Here is a 19,309-nt window from a genome sequence, read left to right on the forward strand (position 1 = left end):
TCTGTGCGCTTCTCGGCCATACCGTTCCCTCCAATCCACAAAACAATACCAAAAAAATACCACTTGTCCACACGCATTAACGAATTCGACGTCTCGGAATTGCCTCGTCAGCGAAATATCCAGATTTTTCAATAAAATACGCCTTAATCTTTTTGAAACGGAAATTAACTCTTGGCTATTGGTATTTTATTGGTATTATCCCCCCGGAGGAGAAATCGCGTGAATTTCGTGCTCGGCATCGATGGCGGCGGCACCAGCTGCAGGGCGGCCCTGGCGACTGCGGACGGCAGTGTCGTCGGCCGCGCCAAGAGTGGCGCGGCCAACATCCGCACCGACCTCACAGGCGCCAGGGCCAACATCGTCGACGCGGCTAGGCAGGCCTTTGCCGCCGCCGGCGAGGATCCGGACCTGATCCCGCAAACGCCGGCCATTCTTGGCCTGGCCGGCGCCAATGTCGGCACCTACAGGCAGCAGCTCGAAGCGATCCTGCCGTTCAGCATCAGCCGCGTCGAGACCGACGCCGAGATCGCGCTCGAAGGCGCCGTTGGGTCCGGCGATGGCGCCATGGCCATCCTCGGCACCGGCACCGCCTATATGGCGCGCAAGGACGGCAAGTCGCATGCCGTTGGTGGCTGGGGCTTCCAGGTCGGCGACCAGGGCAGTGGCGCTCGCATCGGCCGCGACCTGCTTGAACAGACGCTGCTGGCCTATGATGGCATCCGCCAGGGATCGCCGCTGACCGAGGCCATGCTCGCCATCTTTCGCAACAATCCCGAGGACGTGGTCGAGTTCACCACCAATGCCAAGCCGGGCGATTTCGGCGGCTTCGCGCCCAAGGTCTTCGACCATGCCGAAAAAGGCGACATCGTCGCCAACTGGATCCTCGACAAGGCGGTCACCGATGTCGAGGCAGCACTCGGCGCGCTCGATCTTTCCGATAGCGCTCCGCTCTGCCTGCTCGGCGGGCTGGCGCCGCTCTACGCGCCGCGCCTCTCAGTGCGCTACCAGGCGCTGCTGAAGTCGCCGCTCGACGATGCGCTGGGTGGCGCCGTGCAAATGGCGGTTCGTATTTTCGCGAGAGCGGAGGCGGCGCGATGAGCGAGGCCGCCGACCAGATCTTCGCCGCGCTGAAGCAATCCTCGCAAAGCGGCGCGCCGCTCTATCTGCAGCTCAGGAAAAGCATCGAGGACGCCGTCAATCGCGGCCTGATCGGACCCGGCGACGCGCTGCCTTCCGAGCGTGACATCGCCACGAAAGCCGATATTTCGCGCGTCACCGTGCGCAAGGCGGTGCAGGATCTTGTCAAGGGCGGCATTCTCGTCCAGCGCCATGGCTCCGGCACTTTCGTCGCGCCGCGCATGGAGCGCGTCGAGCAATCGCTGTCGCGGCTGACATCCTTCACCGAGGACATGGCGCGTCGCGGCATGGCCGTGCGTTCGGCTTGGCTCGACCGCGGCCTCTATGCGCCCTCGCCCGACGAGATGATGGTGCTCGGCCTGTCGTCGAACGAGCTGGTGGCGCGGGTGGCGCGCCTGCGCATCGCCAACGACACGCCGCTGGCGATCGAACGCGCTGCACTCTCGGCAAGCGTGCTGCCCGATCCGGCGGGAATCGGGTCTTCGCTGTACGCGGCGCTGGAAATGACCGGCAACCGGCCGGTGCGGGCGGTGCAGCGTATCTCCGCCGCCAATCTCGGCGACGACGATGCGCGGCTGCTGGAAGTGCCGCCCGGCATTGCCGGCCTGCACATCGAACGCATTTCCTATCTGGCGAGCGGCAAGGTGATCGAGTTCACCCGCTCCATCTACAGGGGCGACGCGTATGATTTCGTCGCCGAACTCCGGCTCAGCGGGCCGGGAGAAGAGAGCAGGCCATGAGCGCAACCAAAACCCATATGCGGCGCGAGATCGAGGAAATCCCCGAGGCCACCGCCCGCCTGCTCGACGGTTCGGGCGCCGTGCTGACCGAGGCCGGGCGCGGCATCCGGGAACGCGATCCGCATTTCATCGTCACCGTCGCGCGCGGCTCGTCCGACCATGCCGCCACCTTCATGAAGTATGCCGTCGAGTTGACAGCCGGCCTTGCGGTTGCCTCGGTCGGCCCGTCGATCGCCTCGATCTATGGCGCGAAGCTCAGGCTCGCCGGCTCCGCCTGCCTCGCCATCTCGCAGTCGGGCAAGAGCCCGGATATCGTCGCCATGGCGCAGGCGGCGAAGGCCGGCGGTTCGCTGACCGTCGCCATCACCAACACCGCCGATTCGCCGCTCGCGCGGGTTTCAGACTACGCTATCGATATCTTGGCCGGGCCGGAGCTCAGCGTCGCGGCGACTAAGACCTTCGTCAATTCGGCGGTCGCCGGCCTTGCGCTGATGGCGCACAGCACCGGCGACGACAAGTTGCTGGCGGCGCTCGCCCGCCTGCCCGAGCATTTCCGCAAGGCGATCGCCTGCGACTGGATGGCGATGGCCGGCGCGCTGGAGACGCCAAGATCGCTGTTCATCCTTGGCCGCGGCCCGTCCTCGGCGTTTGCCAACGAGGCGGCGCTGAAGTTCAAGGAGACCTGCGCCATGCATGCCGAGGCCTATAGCGCGGCCGAAGTCATGCATGGACCGCTGGCGCTGGTCGGGCCTGGCTTCCCGGTGCTGGCGCTGGCCGCCCGCGATGCGTCCGAGCCGTCGGTCGCCGAGGCCGCGGACGCCTTGGCGGGCAAGGGCGCTGCCGTGTTCGTGACCTCGGACAAGGCAAAGAGCGCGCTAAGCCTGCCGCATGTCGCCACCGGCCATCCGCTGACCGACCCGCTGACACTGATCGTGTCCTTCTATGGCTTCGTCGAAGCCTTTGCCCGCCATCGCGGCCTCGACCCGGATCTGCCGCCCAATCTGCGCAAGGTGACGGAAACAGTATGAGCGACCGTTTTGCCCTGTCTGGCGCCCGGATATTCGATGGCGACGATTGGCACGAAGATGCCGCCCTTGTCGTGCGTGGCGGTCTGGTCGAAGCCATCATTCCCGCTGGCGCCATTCCGCCTGGTGTCCGCCACATCGAAACCGGTGGCGGCATGCTGGTGCCGGGCTTCGTCGACCTGCAGGTCAATGGTGGCGGCGGCGTCATGGTCAACGATCATCCCGATGCCGCCTCGATCGAAACCATCTGCCGGGCGCATGCGCCCTTCGGCACGACCGCGCTGCTGCCGACGCTGATCACCGATACGCCCGACATCACCGCGGCGGCGGTTGCCGCAGGGATCGAAGCGGCGCGGCGGAAAGTGCCAGGATTTCTCGGCCTGCATCTCGAAGGCCCGCATCTGTCGATCGCGCGCAAGGGCGCGCATGACCCGGCGCTGATCCGGCCGATGACGGATGCCGACCAGGCCGCGCTGATCGCCACGCGGCGGAAGCTGCCGGTGCTGCTGACGACGATCGCGCCCGAATCCGTCGAAGCCGCCCGCGTTTCAGCGCTGGCCGAGGCCGGCCTCGTCGTCAGCCTGGGCCATTCCGACACCTCCTATGCCACGGCGCGCGCCTTTGCCGAGGCCGGCGCCACGATGGCCACGCATCTGTTCAACGCCATGAGCCAGATCGGCAATCGCGAGCCGGGGCTGGCGGGGGCTGCCATCGATGTCGGCACATTTTATGCCGGCATCATCGCCGACGGCATCCATGTCGATCCCGCCACCATGGCGATCGCGTTGCGCGCCAAGAAGGGGCCGGGCAGGATTTTCCTCGTCACCGATGCCATGGCGACGATCGGCACCGACATGACCTCGTTCACGCTGAACGGCCGCATCATCTACCGCAAGGATGGCAGCCTGCGGCTGGCCGACGGAACGCTTGCCGGGGCCGATCTCGACATGATCACCGCCGTGCGATACGTCCACCGCACCGTCGGGCTGGAGCTGTCGGAAGCGTTGCGCATGGCTTCGCTCTATCCGGCCGAGGCGATCGGCCAGGCGCATAGGCTCGGGCGCTTCGCCAACGGCACCGCCGCCGATATCGTCGCGCTGTCGGACGATCTCGACGTCAAGGGCGTCTGGATCGGCGGAGACAAGGTTTTTGGCGCCTAGCTGAAACTAAGGGATCAGCCGTTCGGCCCTGAGCTGCGCGAAGAGGTCAAGGAAGGAGCGCTCGGTCGACTGGTAGTCGGTGAAGCCGAGTTCGCGGCTCTTGGTCATATCGGTCATCACCTCGATCGGGCGGCCAAGATCGAGATCGGTATGCCAGGGCGAGGCCAGGCGGTCGAGGTCGGCCTCCTTGAGCTTGTACTTCGCCACCATGCCTTTCCAGATGGCCGGCGCGTCGGCCATTTCGGCTTCGAGCGGATGGATCGCACCGTCGAAGCCGGCCGGCTCGACGCCGAACCATGCCGCCAGGCGCGGCCACAGCCAGTTCCAGCGGAAGAAGTCGCCATTGACGACGTTGAAGGCTTCATTGCGCGCCGCCTCGGTGGTGCTTGCCCAGACCAAGTGCTTGGCCAGGATGCGGGCGTCGGTGACGTCGCCCAGTCCGTTCCACTGCCCGGCCGAGCCGGGCCAGCGGAAGGGGCGGCCGGTTTCCTTGCAGATGGATGCATAGACGGCCAGCGTGCTGCCCATGTTCATCGCATTGCCGATGGCCTTGCCGATGACGGTGTGCGGGCGATGGATCGACCAGGTGAAGCCGTCGCGCCTGGCGGCGGCATAGACCTCGTCTTCCTGGGCATAGTAGAAGTTCGGCAGGTCCAGCCTCGGCTGCTCCTCGCGCAGCGGCGTCACCGGCAGGAAGCCGCCCGAGACATAAGCATCGAACGGCCCGAGATAGTGCTTCAGGCCGGTGACCAGCGCCACATGCCGCACGGATTTCCTGGGCGACAGCGCATCCAGCACATTCCTGACCATGGTGCCGTTGACCTCGATATTCTCCGCCTCGGTCGAACGTCGCGACCATGTCGTGAAGAACACATGCGTCGGCGCGACCTCGCCGAGTGCTGCCTTGACGCTGGCCGCGTTGAGCAGATCGGCGGCGACCGGCCTCAAGCCCGGCACGTCGCTACCCGGGTTGCGCGACAGGCCGTAAACCGTCCAGCCACGGCCGATCAGTTCACGGACAAGATTGCCACCGGTGATGCCGCTCGCGCCAACCACCAACGCCGTATGATCTGCCATGCGTCGTCTCCTCCGAGGCCGGTCCGCGGCGACGCGAGAACCGGCATTATGCTTGTTGCCGGCCAGGATAGAATGTCACGCCAAAGCGGCAATGGCCGTGTTGTTCAGAATGATAAAGTTTGGGGACCGCATCGGCGACGGGGCGCTGGCGGAATGCTCGATTTGATAATTCTTCCTGTTGCATCCGAAAAAGCCAAACGGAAGATGCCCAACTGGAGGAACGGGTCGGCTTTGGACGATCCGGTGGGCAATGGCTTTTGCCTGAAGCATTCAAGGAGGAGACAGGATGGCCAAGAAGGCAGAGTTGCTGGCGGCGTACTGGACCATTTCCGGTGACCGATACCCGATGGGTCCGAGCGAAGTCAGCCCCTTCTCCTTGCGCGAGCGGGCCGAGGCCGCTTCCGCCGCCGGCTATACCGGCATGGGCCTGGTCTATCAGGACATCATGGCGAATGCCGTGAAGATCGGCCTCAAGGGCATCAAGCAGATCTTCGACGACAATGGCATCCTCCATGTCGAGGTCGAATTCCTCGGCGACTGGTTCGAAACCGGCGAGAAGAAAGCCGCCTCCGACAGGGTCAAGCACGATCTGCTCGAGGCGGCGGCGGTGCTCGGCGCACGTGATCTGAAGATCGCGCCCAAAATGTATGCCGAGACGATCGACATTCCGCATTATGCGGCGGCCTTCGCCCAAGTCTGCGAGGACGCCAAGGCGGCCAACACCAATGTCGCCATCGAGATGCTGCCCTTTACCAACATACGCGACCTGAAGACGGCACGTGAAGTGGTGCGGCAGGCGGGCCAGGACAATGGCGGGCTGTGCATCGACATCTGGCACGTGGCGCGCGGCGGCATGGATTATGACGAGCTTCGCGCGCTGCCGGCCAGCTATTTCAAATCGGTCGAGCTCAACGACGCCAAGGCGGAGGTCGTCGGCACGCTGTGGGAAGACACGCTCCATCATCGCCTGCTGTGCGGCGAAGGCGCGCTCGACCCTCGCGCCTTCATCAGGGCGGTCCAGGCGACCGGCTTCGACGATTTCTTCTCGGTCGAGGTGCTTAGCGAGACGCATCGGCTGCTGCCGCTCAAAGAGCAGGCGAAACGTTCCTACGATACGACGATGGCGATGTTCGAACCGGCTGAAAAAGTCGTCGGCTGATAAATCAAAAAACGATCGGGAGAGAGAGAATGCAGACCAATCTCGCTGGAAAAACCGTGCTGATCACCGGTGCGGCGCTCGGCATCGGCCGCGCCACCGCGCTCGCCTTCGCCAGGGAAGGCGCTGAGGTGGCGCTGGTCGACATCGACCGCGCCGGGGTCGATGCAGTGATCGCCGAAATCAAGGCGCTCGGCGCCAAGGCCAGCGCCGGCATCGGCGACCTCAGCACCGGCGACGGCGTCATCGGCGCGATGGGCGAGGCGCTGAAGCCGTTGGGCGGCTCGCTCGACGTTCTCGTCAATAATGTCGGTTCGGGCGCGGTTCGCACTTTCGACCAGCTTACCGACGAGGAATGGGACAAGACCTTCCAGCTCAATTTCATGAGCTATGTCAGGGCGACGCGCGTGGCGCTGCCGATCCTGCGGCAGAAGGGCGGCGTCATCATCAACAACGCCTCCGATCTCGCCCGCCAGCCGGAGCCGGTACCGGTCGACTACAGTGCATCCAAATCCGCCGTGCTGGCGCTGACCAAAGGCCTGGCGCGGGCCGAAGCGCCGAAGATCCGTGTCAATGCGGTTGCGCCAGGGCCGATCTGGACGCCGTTCTGGTCGAAGCCCGGCGGCTTCGCCGAAACAATGGGCAAGTTCCACAATATGCCGCCGAAGCAGGCTGTGGAACACGAGATGAGCTTGCGGCAACTGCCGCTCGGCCGTCTCGGCGAGCCGGAAGAAGTCGCTAATGTCGTCGTCTTCCTGGCCTCCGACCTTGCCTCCTTCGTCACCTCCGCCGTTTGGGGCGTCGATGGCGGTTCGATCCGCAGCATCATCTGATCCGCCACCACTGCTCTTCCAGTTTAGCGCATGATCCTTTCCGGGATCATGCGCAGCGAGTTGAGCCGGCTCGCTCGCTTTGCCGGCTTATCAAGCTGCGCCAAACGCCCGGCCCGCCATTCTATCAAAATGATATTCTTGCGTGTTGAAACGCTGGGGCCGCCAGCGAACACTGTGTGGGCATTGGCGCCGAGGGAAGAGGCTGGCGCCGATGATTGGGAGGAATAGATATGCAAAGCGTGTTCAAGACGAAACCACGCCGATCCGGCGTGGCTGCAATGATCGTTTCAGGCGCCGCGATCGCTATTGCGGCGATGCTGATGCCGGCCAGTGCCGAAAGCATCAAGCTCGGTTATTCCGCACCGTTCCTGACCGATCCTTTCCAGGCGATCATGGCCAACCAGACGCTGAAGGCGGTCAAGGATGCCGGGATGGAGGCCATGCCGGCAACCAACGCCAATGGCGATGCCGGCAAGCAGGCGACCGACATCCGCAACCTGATCTCGGCCGGCGCCAAGGTGCTCATCGTCAATCCGACCGACAGCCAGGCCATCGTGCCGGTGCTGGAATTCGCGGCGTCGAAGAACGTGCCGACCGTGCTGATCGACATTGCGCCGGCCAAGGGCAAGTCGGCGATGATCGTGCGCGCCGACAACAAGGGCATCGGCGGCAAGGCTTGCGAGGCGCTGGGTGCTGCCATCGGCGGCAAGGGCAAGGTGCTTTCGCTGATGGGCGACCAGGCCACGACCAATGGCCGCGACCGCACGACCGGCTTCAACGAATGCATGAAGGCGAAATATCCCGATGTGACCATCATCGAGCAACCGACATATTGGAAGACCGACAAGGCGACGTCGGCGGCGCAGACCGTGGTCACCACGACGCCCGATCTCGTCGCGATCTACATGCAGAGCGACTCCGTGATGCTCGCCGGCGTGCTCAACGTCTTGAAGAGCGCCGGCAAGCTGACGAAGGTCGGCGAGCCGAACCACATCTTCCTGGCAACCGTCGACGGCACGCCCTACGCGCTGGAGAAGATCCGCGAGGACCTGCTCGACGTGGCGGTCGCCCAGCCGCTCGACCTCTATGCCAAATACGGCGCCTTTTATGCCAAGGCCGCCGCCGAGGGAAAGACCTTCACCGCCGGCCCGACGGACCATAATAGCGAGATCGTGCCGGTCGGCGACAATCTGATGGACTATCTGCCGGCGACAGTCGTCACCAAGGCCAATGCCAGTGACCCGTCGCTCTGGGGCAACCAGACGGAAAAATGATCTTGCGACGCGCGGATTCCGCATGGGTCCGCGCATCGCGATCGTTTCTGATGACTTCAGATGCCTGGAACCGACCGATGAGCGCCGTCGAAACCCATGCCGCCGAAGCGCACGGCATCAACAAGCGCTTCGGTCCGATCGAAGTGCTGCACGATGTCGGGATCTCGATCCCGGTCGGCGATGCACGCGCGCTCGTCGGCCGCAACGGCGCCGGCAAGTCGACGCTGGTCGGGCTGCTCACCGGCCTCTACGGCGCCAATGCCGGTGAAATCCGGCTCGGCGGCAAGCCCGCACCATCGCTCGGCGACCGGCAGGGCTGGCGCGAGCGGGTGGCCTGCGTCTATCAGCGCTGGATGGTCATCCCACACCTGACGGTGGCGGAGAACCTGTTCCTGAACAACCAGCCCCGCAATGGTCTTGGCCTGGTCGACTGGCGCCGGCTGCGCGAGGAATCCATCGCCGTGCTCGACGATTGGGGCCTCGACGTCGCGCCCGATCTAGATGCCTGGCGGCTGACCGTCGAACAGCGGCAGATCGTCGAGATCGCGCGCGCCCTGCTGCAGGGAAGTCGTTTCATCATCCTCGACGAGCCGACCGCCGAGCTCGAACGGCGCGAGGTCAATCGCCTGTTCGAGCGCATCCGCGGCCTGCAGGAGCAGGGCGTCACCTTCCTCTACATCTCGCATCATCTGGAAGAGATCTACGAGATCTGCCGCACGGTGACGGTGATGCGCGACGGCCGCGTCGTTGCCGACGCCGGGCTCGACGACCTGCCCAAGGACCGGCTGGTCGCAGCCATGGTCGGCGATTTCGCGGCATCGGGTGCAGGCAGGAAGAGCGGCGATTCCACGAGCAAGGCGCAGATGACAGCAGGCCTCGACATCGGCGGCCTCACACTGAAGGACAGCCTGGAAGACATCAACCTCAGCGTCCGCTGCGGCGAATGCGTCGGGCTGGCCGGGCTTGCGGGCTCGGGCAAGGACAAGATCGCCGAGATCGTCGCCGGCCTGCTTGATCCGGATGCCGGCAGCATCGCCATCCACGGCAAAAAGACACCGCTTGGGGATGTCGGGGCGATGCGCGCGGCAGGCGTCGGCTACGTCGCGCGCGACCGGCATGTCAGCGGCCTGTTCCCGCTGATGTCGCTCGGCGACAATCTGACGACGACCGTGCTGCCGAAGCTCGGGCCGTTCGGCTTCGTCTCAACCGGCCGGCAGTCGGACATGGTCGACCGGCAGATTGCCGAACTCGGCATCGTCGCATCCTCCGGCTCGCAGCCGATCGGCGAGCTCTCCGGCGGCAACCAGCAGAAGGCCATGGTCGGCCGCGCGCTCGCCTCTGACCCTAAGGTGCTGGTGCTGGCAGCGCCGACGCAAGGCGTCGACATCGCCTCGAAGGACGCCCTCTATCGCATCATCAACGCCGCCAGGGATCGCGGCATGGCCGTTCTCGTCGTGTCGGACGATCTCGACGAACTGGCGATCTGCGACCGGGTGGAGGTGATCTTCCGCGGCCGGCTGACGCGCAGCTTCGCCAGGGGCTGGAGCGACCAGGACATCGTCGCGGCAATCGAAGGACTGTACTGAGATGACGAACGCTTCCGTCGAAAAAGCCGCCATCGTTCGCCCAGGCCAAAGCCTGTTTGCCCGCTTCAGGCTGCGCGAACTGGTGCTGATCCCGGTCATCGCCGTCGTCATCGTGATCGGCAGCTTTGTCAGTTCATCCTTCCTGATGCCGGAGAACCTGCTCAACATCCTGCAGCAATCCTCCGAACTTTCGATCCTGGTGATCGCGCAATCGCTGATCCTGATCTGCGGGAAATTCGACCTGTCGCTGGAATCGACCGTCGGCATCGCGCCGATGTTCGCCGCCTGGCTGATGATCTCGGACGTGTCGATCGGCGGTTCCGGCATCGGCATCAGCGGCTATGCCGGCATTGCCGTGGTGCTCGCCACCGGCCTGCTGATCGGGCTGATCAACGGGCTGCTGGTGGTCAAGCTCCGGCTCAATGCCTTCATCACGACGCTGGCGATGCTGATCCTGCTGCGCGGCATCACGCTGGGCATCACCAACGGCCAGACGCTGTTCGACCTGCCGGAGGAGTTCCTCTATCTCGGCAATGCGAAATGGCTTGAAATCCCCGCCTCGATCTGGATCGCCGGGCTTTTGTTCCTCTTCTTCGGATTGATGATGCGTTACCATCGCATCGGCCGCGCCATCTATGCCATCGGCGGCAATCCGGAAGCGGCGCGCGTCGCGGGCATTCCGGTCGAGCGCATCACGCTCGGCGTCTTCATCATGGGGAGCCTGCTCGCCTCGCTTGCCGGCCTGCTTTTGACCGGCCGCATCGCCTCGGTGGTGTCGAGCCAGGGGCAGAACATGATCTTCTACGTCTTTGCCGCATCCGTGATCGGCGGCATCAGCCTCAATGGCGGCCAGGGCCGCATCATCGGCGCGCTGACCGGCGTGCTTCTGCTCGGCCTGCTGCAGAATGTGCTGACGCTTTCGCAGGTGGCGGCATTCTGGATCGATGCCTGCTACGGCGCCATCATCCTGCTCGCGCTCATCATCACCCGGCTTAGCGGCGAGACGCCGCGCGCCTGAAGCCACAGTGGTCGCCTGGGCAGAACGCCGCCGTAGGCGGGTCCCTCTTTGACAAGGAACAGTTTCGATGGCCTCAAGACCCACCCTCGCCCTCACCTTGCCGCAGACGGTCGTCGTCACCGGAGCCGCATCAGGGCTCGGCTATGAGCTCTGCCGATTGCTGCTTGACGCCGACGTCACCACGATCGGTGTCGACCGGGCGGCGGCTGTCGCCGACCTTGCCGGCGAGGCTGGCTATGCGCATGTGGCGGGCAGTGTATCGGACGAGGAGACCTGGCAAGCAGTGGAGGCGGAGCTCGAGAAATCCGGCACCACATCGCTCGGCCTCGTCACGGCCGCCGCGATCCTCGACGTCGGCACCATCATCGAGACGAGCAAGGAGATGCTGGCGCGCACGCTTGACGTCAATGTCGTCGGCACGGCGATGGCGATCAAGGCGCTGCTGCCGCGCATGATCGACAATGGCGGTGGACCGATCGTCGTCGTCGGCAGCGTTTCGGCGACATTCGCCGAACAGCAGCTTGCCGCCTATTCGGCCTCCAAGGCCGCCGCCCGGGCGCTCGCCCGCACGGTCGCCATGGACCACGCTCGCCAGGGGATCCGGGTCAATGTGCTCAGCCCCGGCCCGATGATGGCGGGCCTGTTCAAGCGCCATCTGGAATCGGCCGCCGACAGCCAGAAATTCCTGGCGACGCGCGCCAACCGCCAGCCTGGTGGCAGTATCCTCGACCCGAAGCAGATCGCGCTGTCAGTCGCCTATCTCTTGTCCGACCAGTCAGGCGCCTTCATCGGCGCCGACCTGATGGCCGATGGCGGGCTATCGACCAGCTTCGATTTCCGTACCGGCGCGGAAGGGGCATCGATCGATTGATGATTGTCTGGCTAATCAATCGGGGTCGCCGACGTGATACAGGGATTCGTAATCACGGCCACCGTAAAACACGTTGGTAATTTCAACAGCATTGGTCACTTGGTAGGCGATGATGGCGGTCCGTTCAAACGGCACCATGCGCAGTCCAGGCTCCAGATCATCGCGTGGTCTGCCGCCATTCGGCACGTCGCCAATTTTCCGGCACCGGGCCATGATCCGCTGCACAAAGCCTGACGCGACGGTATCGCTTCGGCTGGCTTGGGCAATGATGCGGTAGATCCCCTGTAGGTCTGAGATAGCTTGCGGCCGATAGGTGACCTTAACGCGCCGCATCGCGGGCGGCTTTGCTCTCGTTTTCCATGAAACGGGTCATTTCCGCCTCCGCCTCTTCGGCCGTCAGGCTCGGACGAGGGTCATCCAATGATGCCCGGATCTTTGCCCGCAAAACTGCGTTCACGGCTTCCTCTTCCCGATCGAGGGCGCGCAAGGCTGCCCGAATAACTTCGCTTGCGGAATCATAGGCGCCTGATGCGAGGCGAGCATCGACGCTATGTTGCTGTTTGCCAAGGGTGACAGTGATGGGCTTGCTAGTTCGCATCTCGATACCTTTCACTGCGATCCTTATACCACATAGCATTACACTGTCATACAAGTTTTGGAGGCTCTCTCCCCACACCGGCCAACTCCGCCATTTCCTTGACCAGCACGAAGAGGTCGCGCTCGCCATGGCCGTGCAGATAGGCGCTTTCGAATTGCTGGCGGATCTGCGCGGCGAGCGGTTGCGGCGCGTGGTTCCCTCGGCCGACATCGAGCAGGATGTCGAGGTCCTTCATCATCTGTGACACCGCGAAGGCCGGCTCGTATTTGCCTTCGACGATCATGGCGCGCTTGTACTCGATGAGCGGCGAGGTGACGGCGCTGTCGCAGATGACCTCCATCGCCGTTTCGAGTTCGATGCCGCCCTTGCCGCTGAAAGCGAGCGACTCGGCCAGGAGGGCTGCCGTCGCGCCGACCATGGCGTTGACGGCAAGCTTCATGTAGCGCGACTGCTCGCCGTCGCCGAGATAGAACTGCTTGCGCGTGTAGGCCTCAAGCAGCGGCTGCAGGCGCTCGAAATCGGCGCGCGGTCCCGAGACCATCGTCGTCAGCGTGCCGGCCGCGGCAAGCGCGGTGGAGCCGGAGATCGGCGCGCGCAGATAGGAGACGTTGCGGGCTTCCAGCTGCTTTGCAACCAGGCTCGACGCCGATGGCGAAACAGTGCTGGTGTCGATCCAGCTCTGTCCCGCGCGCAGCTGCGCCGCCAGCGCATCGTCGCCAACGGCGATTTCGAGCAGCGCCGCGTCGTCCGAAATCGCGGTGAAGACGATATCCGCATTCTCGGCAAGTGCACTCATCGCCGAGACGTGCTGATAGCCATTGTCCGTGGCGCGCTCGCGGCCGGCATCGTTGCGGGCATAGGCGGTAATCGTATGGCCCGCCTCGTGCAGACGCCGCGACATGGGCAGGCCCATCTTGCCAAGGCCGATCCACCCGATTCTCATGGCTGTTCCTCGCTGGTTCGTCGCGCCGCGCCGTCTTCGAGCGCCGGCTCTAATTCCTTCCACCGGGCGAAGACTGGCGCAAGCGGCTGCCGCGCTCGCGGGCCTTGAAGGTGCGTTGGCTGACACGGTCGAGAAGATCGATCATCTCGCGCAGTTCCTCGCCGGCGATGCCCTGGGTGATGAAGACGATGCGCGTGCGCCTGTCGTCGTCAGGCCATTTTTCGAGCCAGGTCATGGTGTGCAGCAGATGCTGGGCGCCCTGGATGACCGCCGGCTGTCCCGGCTCCTCGGCGATGTTGACCAGACCCTTCACGCGCAGCAGGCTCGGCCCGAGATTCTGGCTGATGCCGTCGAGCAGGAACTGGAGTTCGTCGCGCGACAAGGGATTTTCGCGCAGCAGAACGAAGCTCTCTATGCCCTTGCCGCGCAGATGATAGTGCGGCTCGTGGTGATCGTGATCGGCGTGGTCGTGGTCGTGATGCGCATGATCCTGTTCTTCGTGATCGTGCTTGTCGTGGTCGGCGAGCCGCAGCCATGGCCTTGGGTCGGCCTTGGCGTCGGCGGCGTCGAAGCCGGGAGCGGTCAGCATCGCGGCGATCGGTCCCGGCGTCCAGTCGACGATGCCGATCTCGGCGCCGGGGTTGAGGTCGGCGATGTCGCGACGCACCAGCGCCTCGGCGTTCGCCCGCTTGGCGAGGTCGAGCTTGGTCAGCAGGATCTGATCGGCGAAGGCGACCTGGCGCAGCGCTTCGTCATGCCGCTCCGACGTGTCGCGCCAGTTGACGGCGTCGACCAGTGTGACGACGGAAGCGACGCGATAGAGCCCGTCGAGCGTCGGCTCCGACAGGAATGCCTGCAGCACGGCACCTGGCTCGGCGAGGCCGGAACTTTCGATGACGACATTCTCGAAGGCCGGAATGCGGCCGGCCTCGCGGTCATGGAACAGCGCATTGAGCGTGCCGACGAGATCGCTGCGCACCGTGCAGCATAGGCAGCCATTTTCCAGCACGACGACGGAATCGCTGCTCGAGGCGAAGAGCTGGTGATCGAGGCCGACCTCGCCGAACTCGTTGACCACCACCACCGTGTGCGCCATCCGCGGCGCCCTGAGCGCCGCATTGATCAGCGTCGTCTTGCCGCTGCCGAGAAAGCCGGTGACGAGCGTGACCGGAATGCGGCCCGAGCCGCGCGCGGCGGATGTTTTCGGCTCGGTCCTCATCTCACGCCCCGATCGTTACCTCAAAACACTTCGCAGCCCGGCAGGCCGCATGAAATCAGCCGGTCGGACGGGAAGTTGGTGATGATCTCGCAGCCGTCCTTGGTGACGACCACCTCTTCCTCGATCCGGGCAGCACCGGTGCCGTCCTCGGCACCCTTCCACGTCTCCAGCGCAAAGACCATGCCTTCGCGCAGCGGCGTGTTCTGGCCACGGAAACGCTTGGAGAAGATCGGACGTTCCCACAGCGACAGGCCGACGCCGTGGCCATATTGCAATAGAAAGGCTTCCGCCTCGTCGCGATAGCCGAAATCCTGCGCATCGGGCCAGACCGCCGCGACCTCGTCAGGCGTGATGCCCGGTCGGATCATGTCGATCGAGGCACTGAGCCATTTCGAAGCCGCCTCATAGGCGTCGACCTGGTGCTTGTTCGGCTCGCCGCAGATGAAGGTGCGATAGTAGCAGGTGCGATAGCCATTGTAGGAATGCATGATGTCCAGGAAGATCATGTCGCCGGGCTGGATCATGCGGTCGGAGAAAGTGTGCGAATGCGGCCGCCCGCGCGAGCCGGAAACCGAGTTCACGCATTCGACCCGTTCCGATCCCATGCGGAACAGCCGGTCGTTGGCGATGGCGACGAGTTCGTTCTCCCTGGTGCCGGGACGAATGGCGCGAGCGATATCGACATAGGTCGCGTCGACCATCGACGCCGCCACCTTGAGCAGTTCGATCTCGTCGCCGGTCTTGATCTCGCGGGCGTCGAGCAGAGCCTGCTGGCCGTCGACCACCTCGATGCCTTCGGCCTCGAGCGCCCGCAGCATGCCGAGCTCCATCAGGTCGATGCCGAGCGGCTCCTTTTCGATGCCGTAATGGACAAGCGCTTTCTTGATCTGCCTGGCGAAGTCACGCTGCACGTTCATATGCGGCGGGATGGCGCCCTGCATTGTGGTAACGGGCGCGGCGACATTGTCGGCGATCCAGGGCGAGGAGATGCGCTTGGCCGGCGGCGCCGGATCCCACAGGAAGGGCGAACCCTCGACCGGACAAAGCGCGTAGCGGATGAACTTGTCGCGCGCCCACTCGCCAATATGGGTGGCGGTGACATAGCGGATATTGTCGAAGTTGAAGCACAGCACGGCGCCAAGGCCGGCATGGCGTATCGCGCGCTGGGCGCGCGCCAGGCGCTCTTTCGAGAGCCGGCTGTAATCGACGCCCTGCTCCCAATCCTTCGCCATCTGGCCCCATGCGGCCGTGGAATAGGGACTGTTGTATTTCATTGATTATGCTCCTCCGCCATCACCTCGGATGGGTCTCGTTATCCAAATTCCGCGCCCCAATCGCGCTCTTCGAGCACGGCCTTCAGCCGCGACAGGAAAGCCGCCGAATAGGCGCCGTCGAAGGCACGGTGGTCGAAACTCTGGCCGACCATGCCGGTCAGCCTGGGCGCGACGAACGCCCCTTGCGGCGTCTCCACCACACTCGCGCGCAGGCGGATTGCATCGGTCGACAATATGGCGACCTGCGGCGCATTGATGATCGCCGCCGTGAAGGCCGTACCGAACGCGCCATTGTTCGAGATCGAATAGGTGCCGCCGGAAAAATCGTCGCCGGTCAGCTTGCCGGTGCGCGCCTTGTCGACCTGGCGGCCGATGGCGCGCGCCAGACCGGGCAGCGTCAGGTCGTCGGCGTTGCGGACCACCGGCACGACCAGCCCGTTATGCGACAGGTCGACGGCGATGCCGAGATTGATTTCGGACGCAAGCACCAGCGTGCCGCCATCGAGTTGCGCGTTGACCTGCGGAAAATCGCGCAGCGCCAGGCAGGTGGCGCGGGCGATGAAGGGCAGATAGGTCAGAGACAGGCCGAAATCGCTCTTGAACTTTTCCTTGCGCTTCGACCGCACCGCTTCGACCTGGGTGAAATCGACTTCGATCGCCTGGAAGACATGCGGGATCGTGCGCCAGTTCTCGGCCAGCCGCTCGCCGGTGCGCTTGCGGATGGTGTTCAGCGTTACAACGCTGCCCGGCGCTGCCGGCCTGATGGCTTGCGGCGCCGGCGGGGCCGCCTGGCTTTGCGGTTGGGACCGTGGTGCGGCAAGGGCGGCGCGGACATCCTTCTCGCCGATCTTGGTGGCGCCCGAGGCGGCGACAGTGCGGGCGATCGCCTCTGTGTCGAGACCATTCTGCGCGATCAGCCGGCGCGCCAGCGGCGTCACCCTGATGCCGGACGGACCCTTCGCCGGCCCGAAGGATTCGACCGGCGTCGACACTTCTTCAAACGGCGAGCGCGGTTTGGCAGGTGCGGCATGACCGGACCCATTGACCGAGGCCGTCTGTGCCGAAACAGGTGCAACCGTGGCGGCACTGGCAGGCGCGGGTTTGGCGGGCTCCGATCGGGCTGGCTCGGATCGTGCGCCAGGTGTCGCCGCGCCGCCGATGACGGCGACCACGGAACCAACCTTGGCGACTTCGCCTGACTTCACCCTGATCTCGCCGAGCCGCCCGGCGACGGTCGACTGAACCTCCATCGTGACCTTGTCGGTCTCGATCTCGAAGAGGTTGTCGCCTTCCTTGACCTCGTCGCCCTCCTGCTTGAACCAGGCGAGGATCTTGCCTTCGGCGACCGTCTCGCCGAGCTGGGGCATGAGGACGTCCGCGCTCATCGCACCGATCCGTTCATGACCCGGCTGATCTTCTCGACGATGCGCGGCGCGTTGGGCAGCGCCAGGTCCTCGAGATGATCGGCGGCGGGCAGCGGGATATGCGGCGTGGTGATGCGCACGATCGGGCCGTCGAGATCCCAGAACGCCTCGTCGGCGACGATCGAGGCGATCTCGGCGCCCCAGCCGCACAGGCGCGGATTCTCCTCGACGGTGAACAGGTGCCCGGTCCTGGCGACGGAATTCAGGATGGTATTGGTGTCGAGCGGCACCAGCGAGCGCACGTCGATGACCTCGCAGTCGATGCCGTGCTCGGCGGCCAGCGTCTCGGCCGCGGCCAGCGCGCGCGGCACCATCAGGGCCAGCGCCAGGATGGTGGCGTCCTTGCCGGGGCGCAGGATCCTGGCGGTGCCGAGCGTGTCGAGGATTTCGCCGTCGGGCACCTCGCCCTTCACGGCATAGAGCGATTTGTGCTCGTGGAAGATGACCGGGTTGTCGTCGCGGACCGCTGCCGCCATCAAGCCGATGACATCGAGAGGCGAAGAAGGCGCCACGACCTTGAGGCCGGGGATCATCATCGTCCAGTTCTCGATCGATTGCGAATGCTGTGCGCCGAAGCGGGCGCCGCCGCCATTGCCGGTGCGCACCACCAGCGGGCAGCCGAGCTGACCGTTGGTCATGTAGCGCAGCTTCGGGAATTCGTTGGCGATATAGTCAAAGCAGACCGCGGCGAAATCGGCGAACATGATCTCGGCGATCGGCCGCAGGCCGGTCATCGCCGCGCCCATCGCGGCACCCAGGATCGCCTGTTCGGAGATCGGCGTGTCACGCACCCTGAGCGGCCCGAACTTTTCATAAAGTCCGACCGTCGACTTGAACACACCACCGGCCTTGGCGACATCCTCGCCCAGGAAGACGACATTGTTGTCGCGTTCCATCTCCTGGGCAATGCCGCGGGCCACCGCGTCGCGATAGGTCAATTCCGCCATGACCAACCTCCGTCGGCATAAACATCGGTGGTGAGCAGTTCGACGGGCGCCGGCGGCGAGGCCTTGCAGGCCTCGGTGGCGGCGTCGACCTTGCGCTTGCTCTCGGCGTCGATCGCCGCGACCTGCGCGTCGGAGATGCCGAATTCCTTAAGGCGCTCGCGGTATATCTTGATCGGGTCGCGTTCGAGCCATTTCTCGAGTTCGCCCTCCGGACGATACTTGGCCGGGTCGGCGCGCGAATGCCCGGAATGCCTGTAGGTCATGCATTCGATCAGCGAGGGGCCGTCGCCGTTGCGCGCCTTGGCGAAGGCGGCCTGCGCGGTGCGATAGACGATATCGGCATCGTTGCCGTCGATGACGATCCGCTCCAGCCCGTAAGCCGACGCCCTGTCGGCGGCGGGATGCTCGACCGCCGTCACGTCGGCGATCGGCGTGTACTCCATGTAGAGGTTGTTCTCGCAGATGAAGACGACCGGCAATTTCCAGATGGCGGCGAAATTCAGCGCCTCGTGGAAGGCGCCGATATTGGTCGTCCCGTCGCCGAAGAAGCAGACGGAAACGTCCGTCTGGCCGAGATATTGCGCCCGCCAGGCCGAGCCGCAGGCAATCGGCAGATGCGCGCCGATGATGGCGTAGGAACCCATGACGCCGTGTTCGACGGAGGTGAGATGCATCGAGCCGCCCTTGCCGCGCATCAGGCCATTGTCGCGCAGCATCAGCTCGCCAAGCACCTTCTCCATCGGCACGCCACGCGCCAGCGTGTGCGCGTGGCCGCGATAGGTGCAGAAGGATTTATCGCCCGGCTGCATCGCCACCGCGACGCCGGCCGCAATCCCTTCCTGGCCAAGAGAGAGATGGCTCGTGCCCTTGATCAGGTTCTGGAAAAAAAGATCGTTCGCCCTTTTCTCGCAGTCGCGGATCTCGACCTGGAGCCGATAGAGCTCAAGACGGATATCGGGACCGATATCGTCGTTTGGCAGGCCCGCGGCGCGGGATCCTTTCTGTTTCTCTCGCATGTTATGGTTCC

At 64.6% G+C, this 19,309-nt stretch carries 19 protein-coding genes; 10 read left to right on the forward strand and 9 right to left on the reverse strand.

The genetic code is table 11. From position 1 onward, the window contains the following. Positions 1–219: 219 nt before the first annotated feature. Genes CN311_RS15285 through nagA form a run of 4 tightly spaced genes read left to right on the forward strand, consistent with a single transcriptional unit; the run spans position 220 to position 4,062 of the window. Positions 220–1,098: a glucosamine kinase nucleotide-binding domain-containing protein gene (locus tag CN311_RS15285; protein ID WP_097574625.1), complete on the forward strand. Its 879-nt coding sequence runs from the start codon at positions 220–222 to the stop codon at positions 1,096–1,098. Beyond that, entirely contained in the window at positions 1,095–1,877 is a 783-nt protein-coding gene (locus CN311_RS15290; RefSeq protein WP_097574626.1) for a GntR family transcriptional regulator, read from the forward strand. The genes CN311_RS15285 and CN311_RS15290 overlap by 4 nt, the downstream gene beginning before the upstream one ends. Next, a complete protein-coding gene (locus CN311_RS15295) occupies positions 1,874–2,905 on the forward strand; it encodes an SIS domain-containing protein (protein WP_097574627.1) in 1,032 nt (343 codons plus the stop codon). Before CN311_RS15290 ends, CN311_RS15295 begins: the two co-directional genes overlap by 4 nt. Beyond that, entirely contained in the window at positions 2,902–4,062 is a 1,161-nt protein-coding gene (gene nagA / locus CN311_RS15300) for an N-acetylglucosamine-6-phosphate deacetylase (RefSeq protein WP_097574628.1), read from the forward strand. Before CN311_RS15295 ends, nagA begins: the two co-directional genes overlap by 4 nt. Positions 4,063–4,068: 6 nt before the next feature. Here the strand turns inward: nagA and CN311_RS15305 are convergent, their stop codons facing one another. Beyond that, the gene (locus CN311_RS15305) at positions 4,069–5,139 is read right to left on the reverse strand and encodes an SDR family oxidoreductase (protein WP_097574629.1); all 1,071 of its coding nucleotides are present in this window, start codon (positions 5,137–5,139) and stop codon (positions 4,069–4,071) included. A 286-nt stretch (positions 5,140–5,425) separates the two neighbouring features. On the opposite strand from CN311_RS15305, the gene CN311_RS15310 reads away from it, so the two are divergent. The 6 genes from CN311_RS15310 (at position 5,426) to CN311_RS15340 (ending at position 11,877) form a co-directional block, all read left to right on the forward strand. Next, positions 5,426–6,298 carry a sugar phosphate isomerase/epimerase family protein gene (locus tag CN311_RS15310; RefSeq protein ID WP_097574630.1) on the forward strand — a complete coding sequence of 291 codons (873 nt, stop codon included), beginning with the start codon at positions 5,426–5,428 and terminating at the stop codon, positions 6,296–6,298. 29 nt (positions 6,299–6,327) lie between these two features. Further along, the gene (locus CN311_RS15315) at positions 6,328–7,128 is read left to right on the forward strand and encodes an SDR family NAD(P)-dependent oxidoreductase (RefSeq protein ID WP_097574631.1); all 801 of its coding nucleotides are present in this window, start codon (positions 6,328–6,330) and stop codon (positions 7,126–7,128) included. 230 nt (positions 7,129–7,358) lie between these two features. Further along, positions 7,359–8,402 (forward strand): sugar ABC transporter substrate-binding protein, encoded by a 1,044-nt coding sequence (locus CN311_RS15325; RefSeq protein WP_097574633.1) that lies wholly within the window; start codon positions 7,359–7,361, stop codon positions 8,400–8,402. 77 nt (positions 8,403–8,479) lie between these two features. Continuing rightward, positions 8,480–9,988 (forward strand): sugar ABC transporter ATP-binding protein, encoded by a 1,509-nt coding sequence (locus CN311_RS15330; protein ID WP_097574634.1) that lies wholly within the window; start codon positions 8,480–8,482, stop codon positions 9,986–9,988. Between the two features lies 1 nt (position 9,989). Further along, the gene (locus CN311_RS15335) at positions 9,990–11,006 is read left to right on the forward strand and encodes an ABC transporter permease (protein WP_097574635.1); all 1,017 of its coding nucleotides are present in this window, start codon (positions 9,990–9,992) and stop codon (positions 11,004–11,006) included. A 67-nt stretch (positions 11,007–11,073) separates the two neighbouring features. Next, positions 11,074–11,877: an SDR family NAD(P)-dependent oxidoreductase gene (locus CN311_RS15340; protein WP_097574636.1), complete on the forward strand. Its 804-nt coding sequence runs from the start codon at positions 11,074–11,076 to the stop codon at positions 11,875–11,877. Between the two features lie 15 nt (positions 11,878–11,892). Here the strand turns inward: CN311_RS15340 and CN311_RS15345 are convergent, their stop codons facing one another. From CN311_RS15345 to CN311_RS15380, 8 genes are read right to left on the reverse strand one after another with little or no spacing between them, the layout of a single operon-like run. Next, on the reverse strand, positions 11,893–12,210 hold the full coding sequence (locus CN311_RS15345) for a type II toxin-antitoxin system RelE/ParE family toxin (RefSeq protein WP_097574637.1): 318 nt from the start codon (positions 12,208–12,210) through the stop codon (positions 11,893–11,895). Continuing rightward, complete coding sequence (locus CN311_RS15350; protein ID WP_425351076.1) at positions 12,197–12,490, reverse strand: type II toxin-antitoxin system ParD family antitoxin; 294 nt, start codon at positions 12,488–12,490, stop codon at positions 12,197–12,199. Before CN311_RS15350 ends, CN311_RS15345 begins: the two co-directional genes overlap by 14 nt. A 31-nt stretch (positions 12,491–12,521) precedes the next feature. After that, positions 12,522–13,418, reverse strand: a complete 897-nt coding sequence (locus tag CN311_RS15355; RefSeq protein ID WP_097574638.1) for an NAD(P)-dependent oxidoreductase — start codon at positions 13,416–13,418, stop codon at positions 12,522–12,524. A gap of 49 nt (positions 13,419–13,467) precedes the next feature. After that, on the reverse strand, positions 13,468–14,637 hold the full coding sequence (locus CN311_RS15360) for a CobW family GTP-binding protein (protein WP_097574639.1): 1,170 nt from the start codon (positions 14,635–14,637) through the stop codon (positions 13,468–13,470). A gap of 20 nt (positions 14,638–14,657) precedes the next feature. Beyond that, entirely contained in the window at positions 14,658–15,911 is a 1,254-nt protein-coding gene (locus tag CN311_RS15365) for a M24 family metallopeptidase (protein WP_097574640.1), read from the reverse strand. A gap of 38 nt (positions 15,912–15,949) precedes the next feature. Continuing rightward, positions 15,950–17,296 carry a dihydrolipoamide acetyltransferase family protein gene (locus CN311_RS15370; protein ID WP_097574641.1) on the reverse strand — a complete coding sequence of 449 codons (1,347 nt, stop codon included), beginning with the start codon at positions 17,294–17,296 and terminating at the stop codon, positions 15,950–15,952. Beyond that, positions 17,293–18,282 carry an alpha-ketoacid dehydrogenase subunit beta gene (locus CN311_RS15375; RefSeq protein WP_097574642.1) on the reverse strand — a complete coding sequence of 330 codons (990 nt, stop codon included), beginning with the start codon at positions 18,280–18,282 and terminating at the stop codon, positions 17,293–17,295. Before CN311_RS15375 ends, CN311_RS15370 begins: the two co-directional genes overlap by 4 nt. Then, positions 18,270–19,298 carry a thiamine pyrophosphate-dependent dehydrogenase E1 component subunit alpha gene (locus tag CN311_RS15380; protein WP_097574643.1) on the reverse strand — a complete coding sequence of 343 codons (1,029 nt, stop codon included), beginning with the start codon at positions 19,296–19,298 and terminating at the stop codon, positions 18,270–18,272. Before CN311_RS15380 ends, CN311_RS15375 begins: the two co-directional genes overlap by 13 nt. Positions 19,299–19,309: the final 11 nt, after the last annotated feature.

This window comes from Mesorhizobium sanjuanii (assembly GCF_002529485.1).
GTDB classification, from domain to species: Bacteria; Pseudomonadota; Alphaproteobacteria; order Rhizobiales; family Rhizobiaceae; genus Mesorhizobium; species Mesorhizobium sanjuanii.

Excerpts from the sequence above, each read along its gene's own strand:
- CN311_RS15290 (WP_097574626.1), top strand. The coding sequence starts at position 1,095 with ATGAGCGAGGCCGCCGACCAGATCTTCGCCGCGCTGAAGCAATCCTCG.
- CN311_RS15295 (WP_097574627.1), top strand. The coding sequence starts at position 1,874 with ATGAGCGCAACCAAAACCCATATGCGGCGCGAGATCGAGGAAATCCCC.
- nagA (WP_097574628.1), top strand. The coding sequence starts at position 2,902 with ATGAGCGACCGTTTTGCCCTGTCTGGCGCCCGGATATTCGATGGCGAC.
- CN311_RS15305 (WP_097574629.1), bottom strand. The coding sequence starts at position 5,139 with ATGGCAGATCATACGGCGTTGGTGGTTGGCGCGAGCGGCATCACCGGT.
- CN311_RS15310 (WP_097574630.1), top strand. The coding sequence starts at position 5,426 with ATGGCCAAGAAGGCAGAGTTGCTGGCGGCGTACTGGACCATTTCCGGT.
- CN311_RS15315 (WP_097574631.1), top strand. The coding sequence starts at position 6,328 with ATGCAGACCAATCTCGCTGGAAAAACCGTGCTGATCACCGGTGCGGCG.
- CN311_RS15325 (WP_097574633.1), top strand. The coding sequence starts at position 7,359 with ATGCAAAGCGTGTTCAAGACGAAACCACGCCGATCCGGCGTGGCTGCA.
- CN311_RS15330 (WP_097574634.1), top strand. The coding sequence starts at position 8,480 with ATGAGCGCCGTCGAAACCCATGCCGCCGAAGCGCACGGCATCAACAAG.
- CN311_RS15335 (WP_097574635.1), top strand. The coding sequence starts at position 9,990 with ATGACGAACGCTTCCGTCGAAAAAGCCGCCATCGTTCGCCCAGGCCAA.
- CN311_RS15340 (WP_097574636.1), top strand. The coding sequence starts at position 11,074 with ATGGCCTCAAGACCCACCCTCGCCCTCACCTTGCCGCAGACGGTCGTC.
- CN311_RS15345 (WP_097574637.1), bottom strand. The coding sequence starts at position 12,210 with ATGCGGCGCGTTAAGGTCACCTATCGGCCGCAAGCTATCTCAGACCTA.
- CN311_RS15355 (WP_097574638.1), bottom strand. The coding sequence starts at position 13,418 with ATGAGAATCGGGTGGATCGGCCTTGGCAAGATGGGCCTGCCCATGTCG.
- CN311_RS15360 (WP_097574639.1), bottom strand. The coding sequence starts at position 14,637 with ATGAGGACCGAGCCGAAAACATCCGCCGCGCGCGGCTCGGGCCGCATT.
- CN311_RS15365 (WP_097574640.1), bottom strand. The coding sequence starts at position 15,911 with ATGAAATACAACAGTCCCTATTCCACGGCCGCATGGGGCCAGATGGCG.
- CN311_RS15370 (WP_097574641.1), bottom strand. The coding sequence starts at position 17,296 with ATGAGCGCGGACGTCCTCATGCCCCAGCTCGGCGAGACGGTCGCCGAA.
- CN311_RS15375 (WP_097574642.1), bottom strand. The coding sequence starts at position 18,282 with ATGGCGGAATTGACCTATCGCGACGCGGTGGCCCGCGGCATTGCCCAG.
- CN311_RS15380 (WP_097574643.1), bottom strand. The coding sequence starts at position 19,298 with ATGCGAGAGAAACAGAAAGGATCCCGCGCCGCGGGCCTGCCAAACGAC.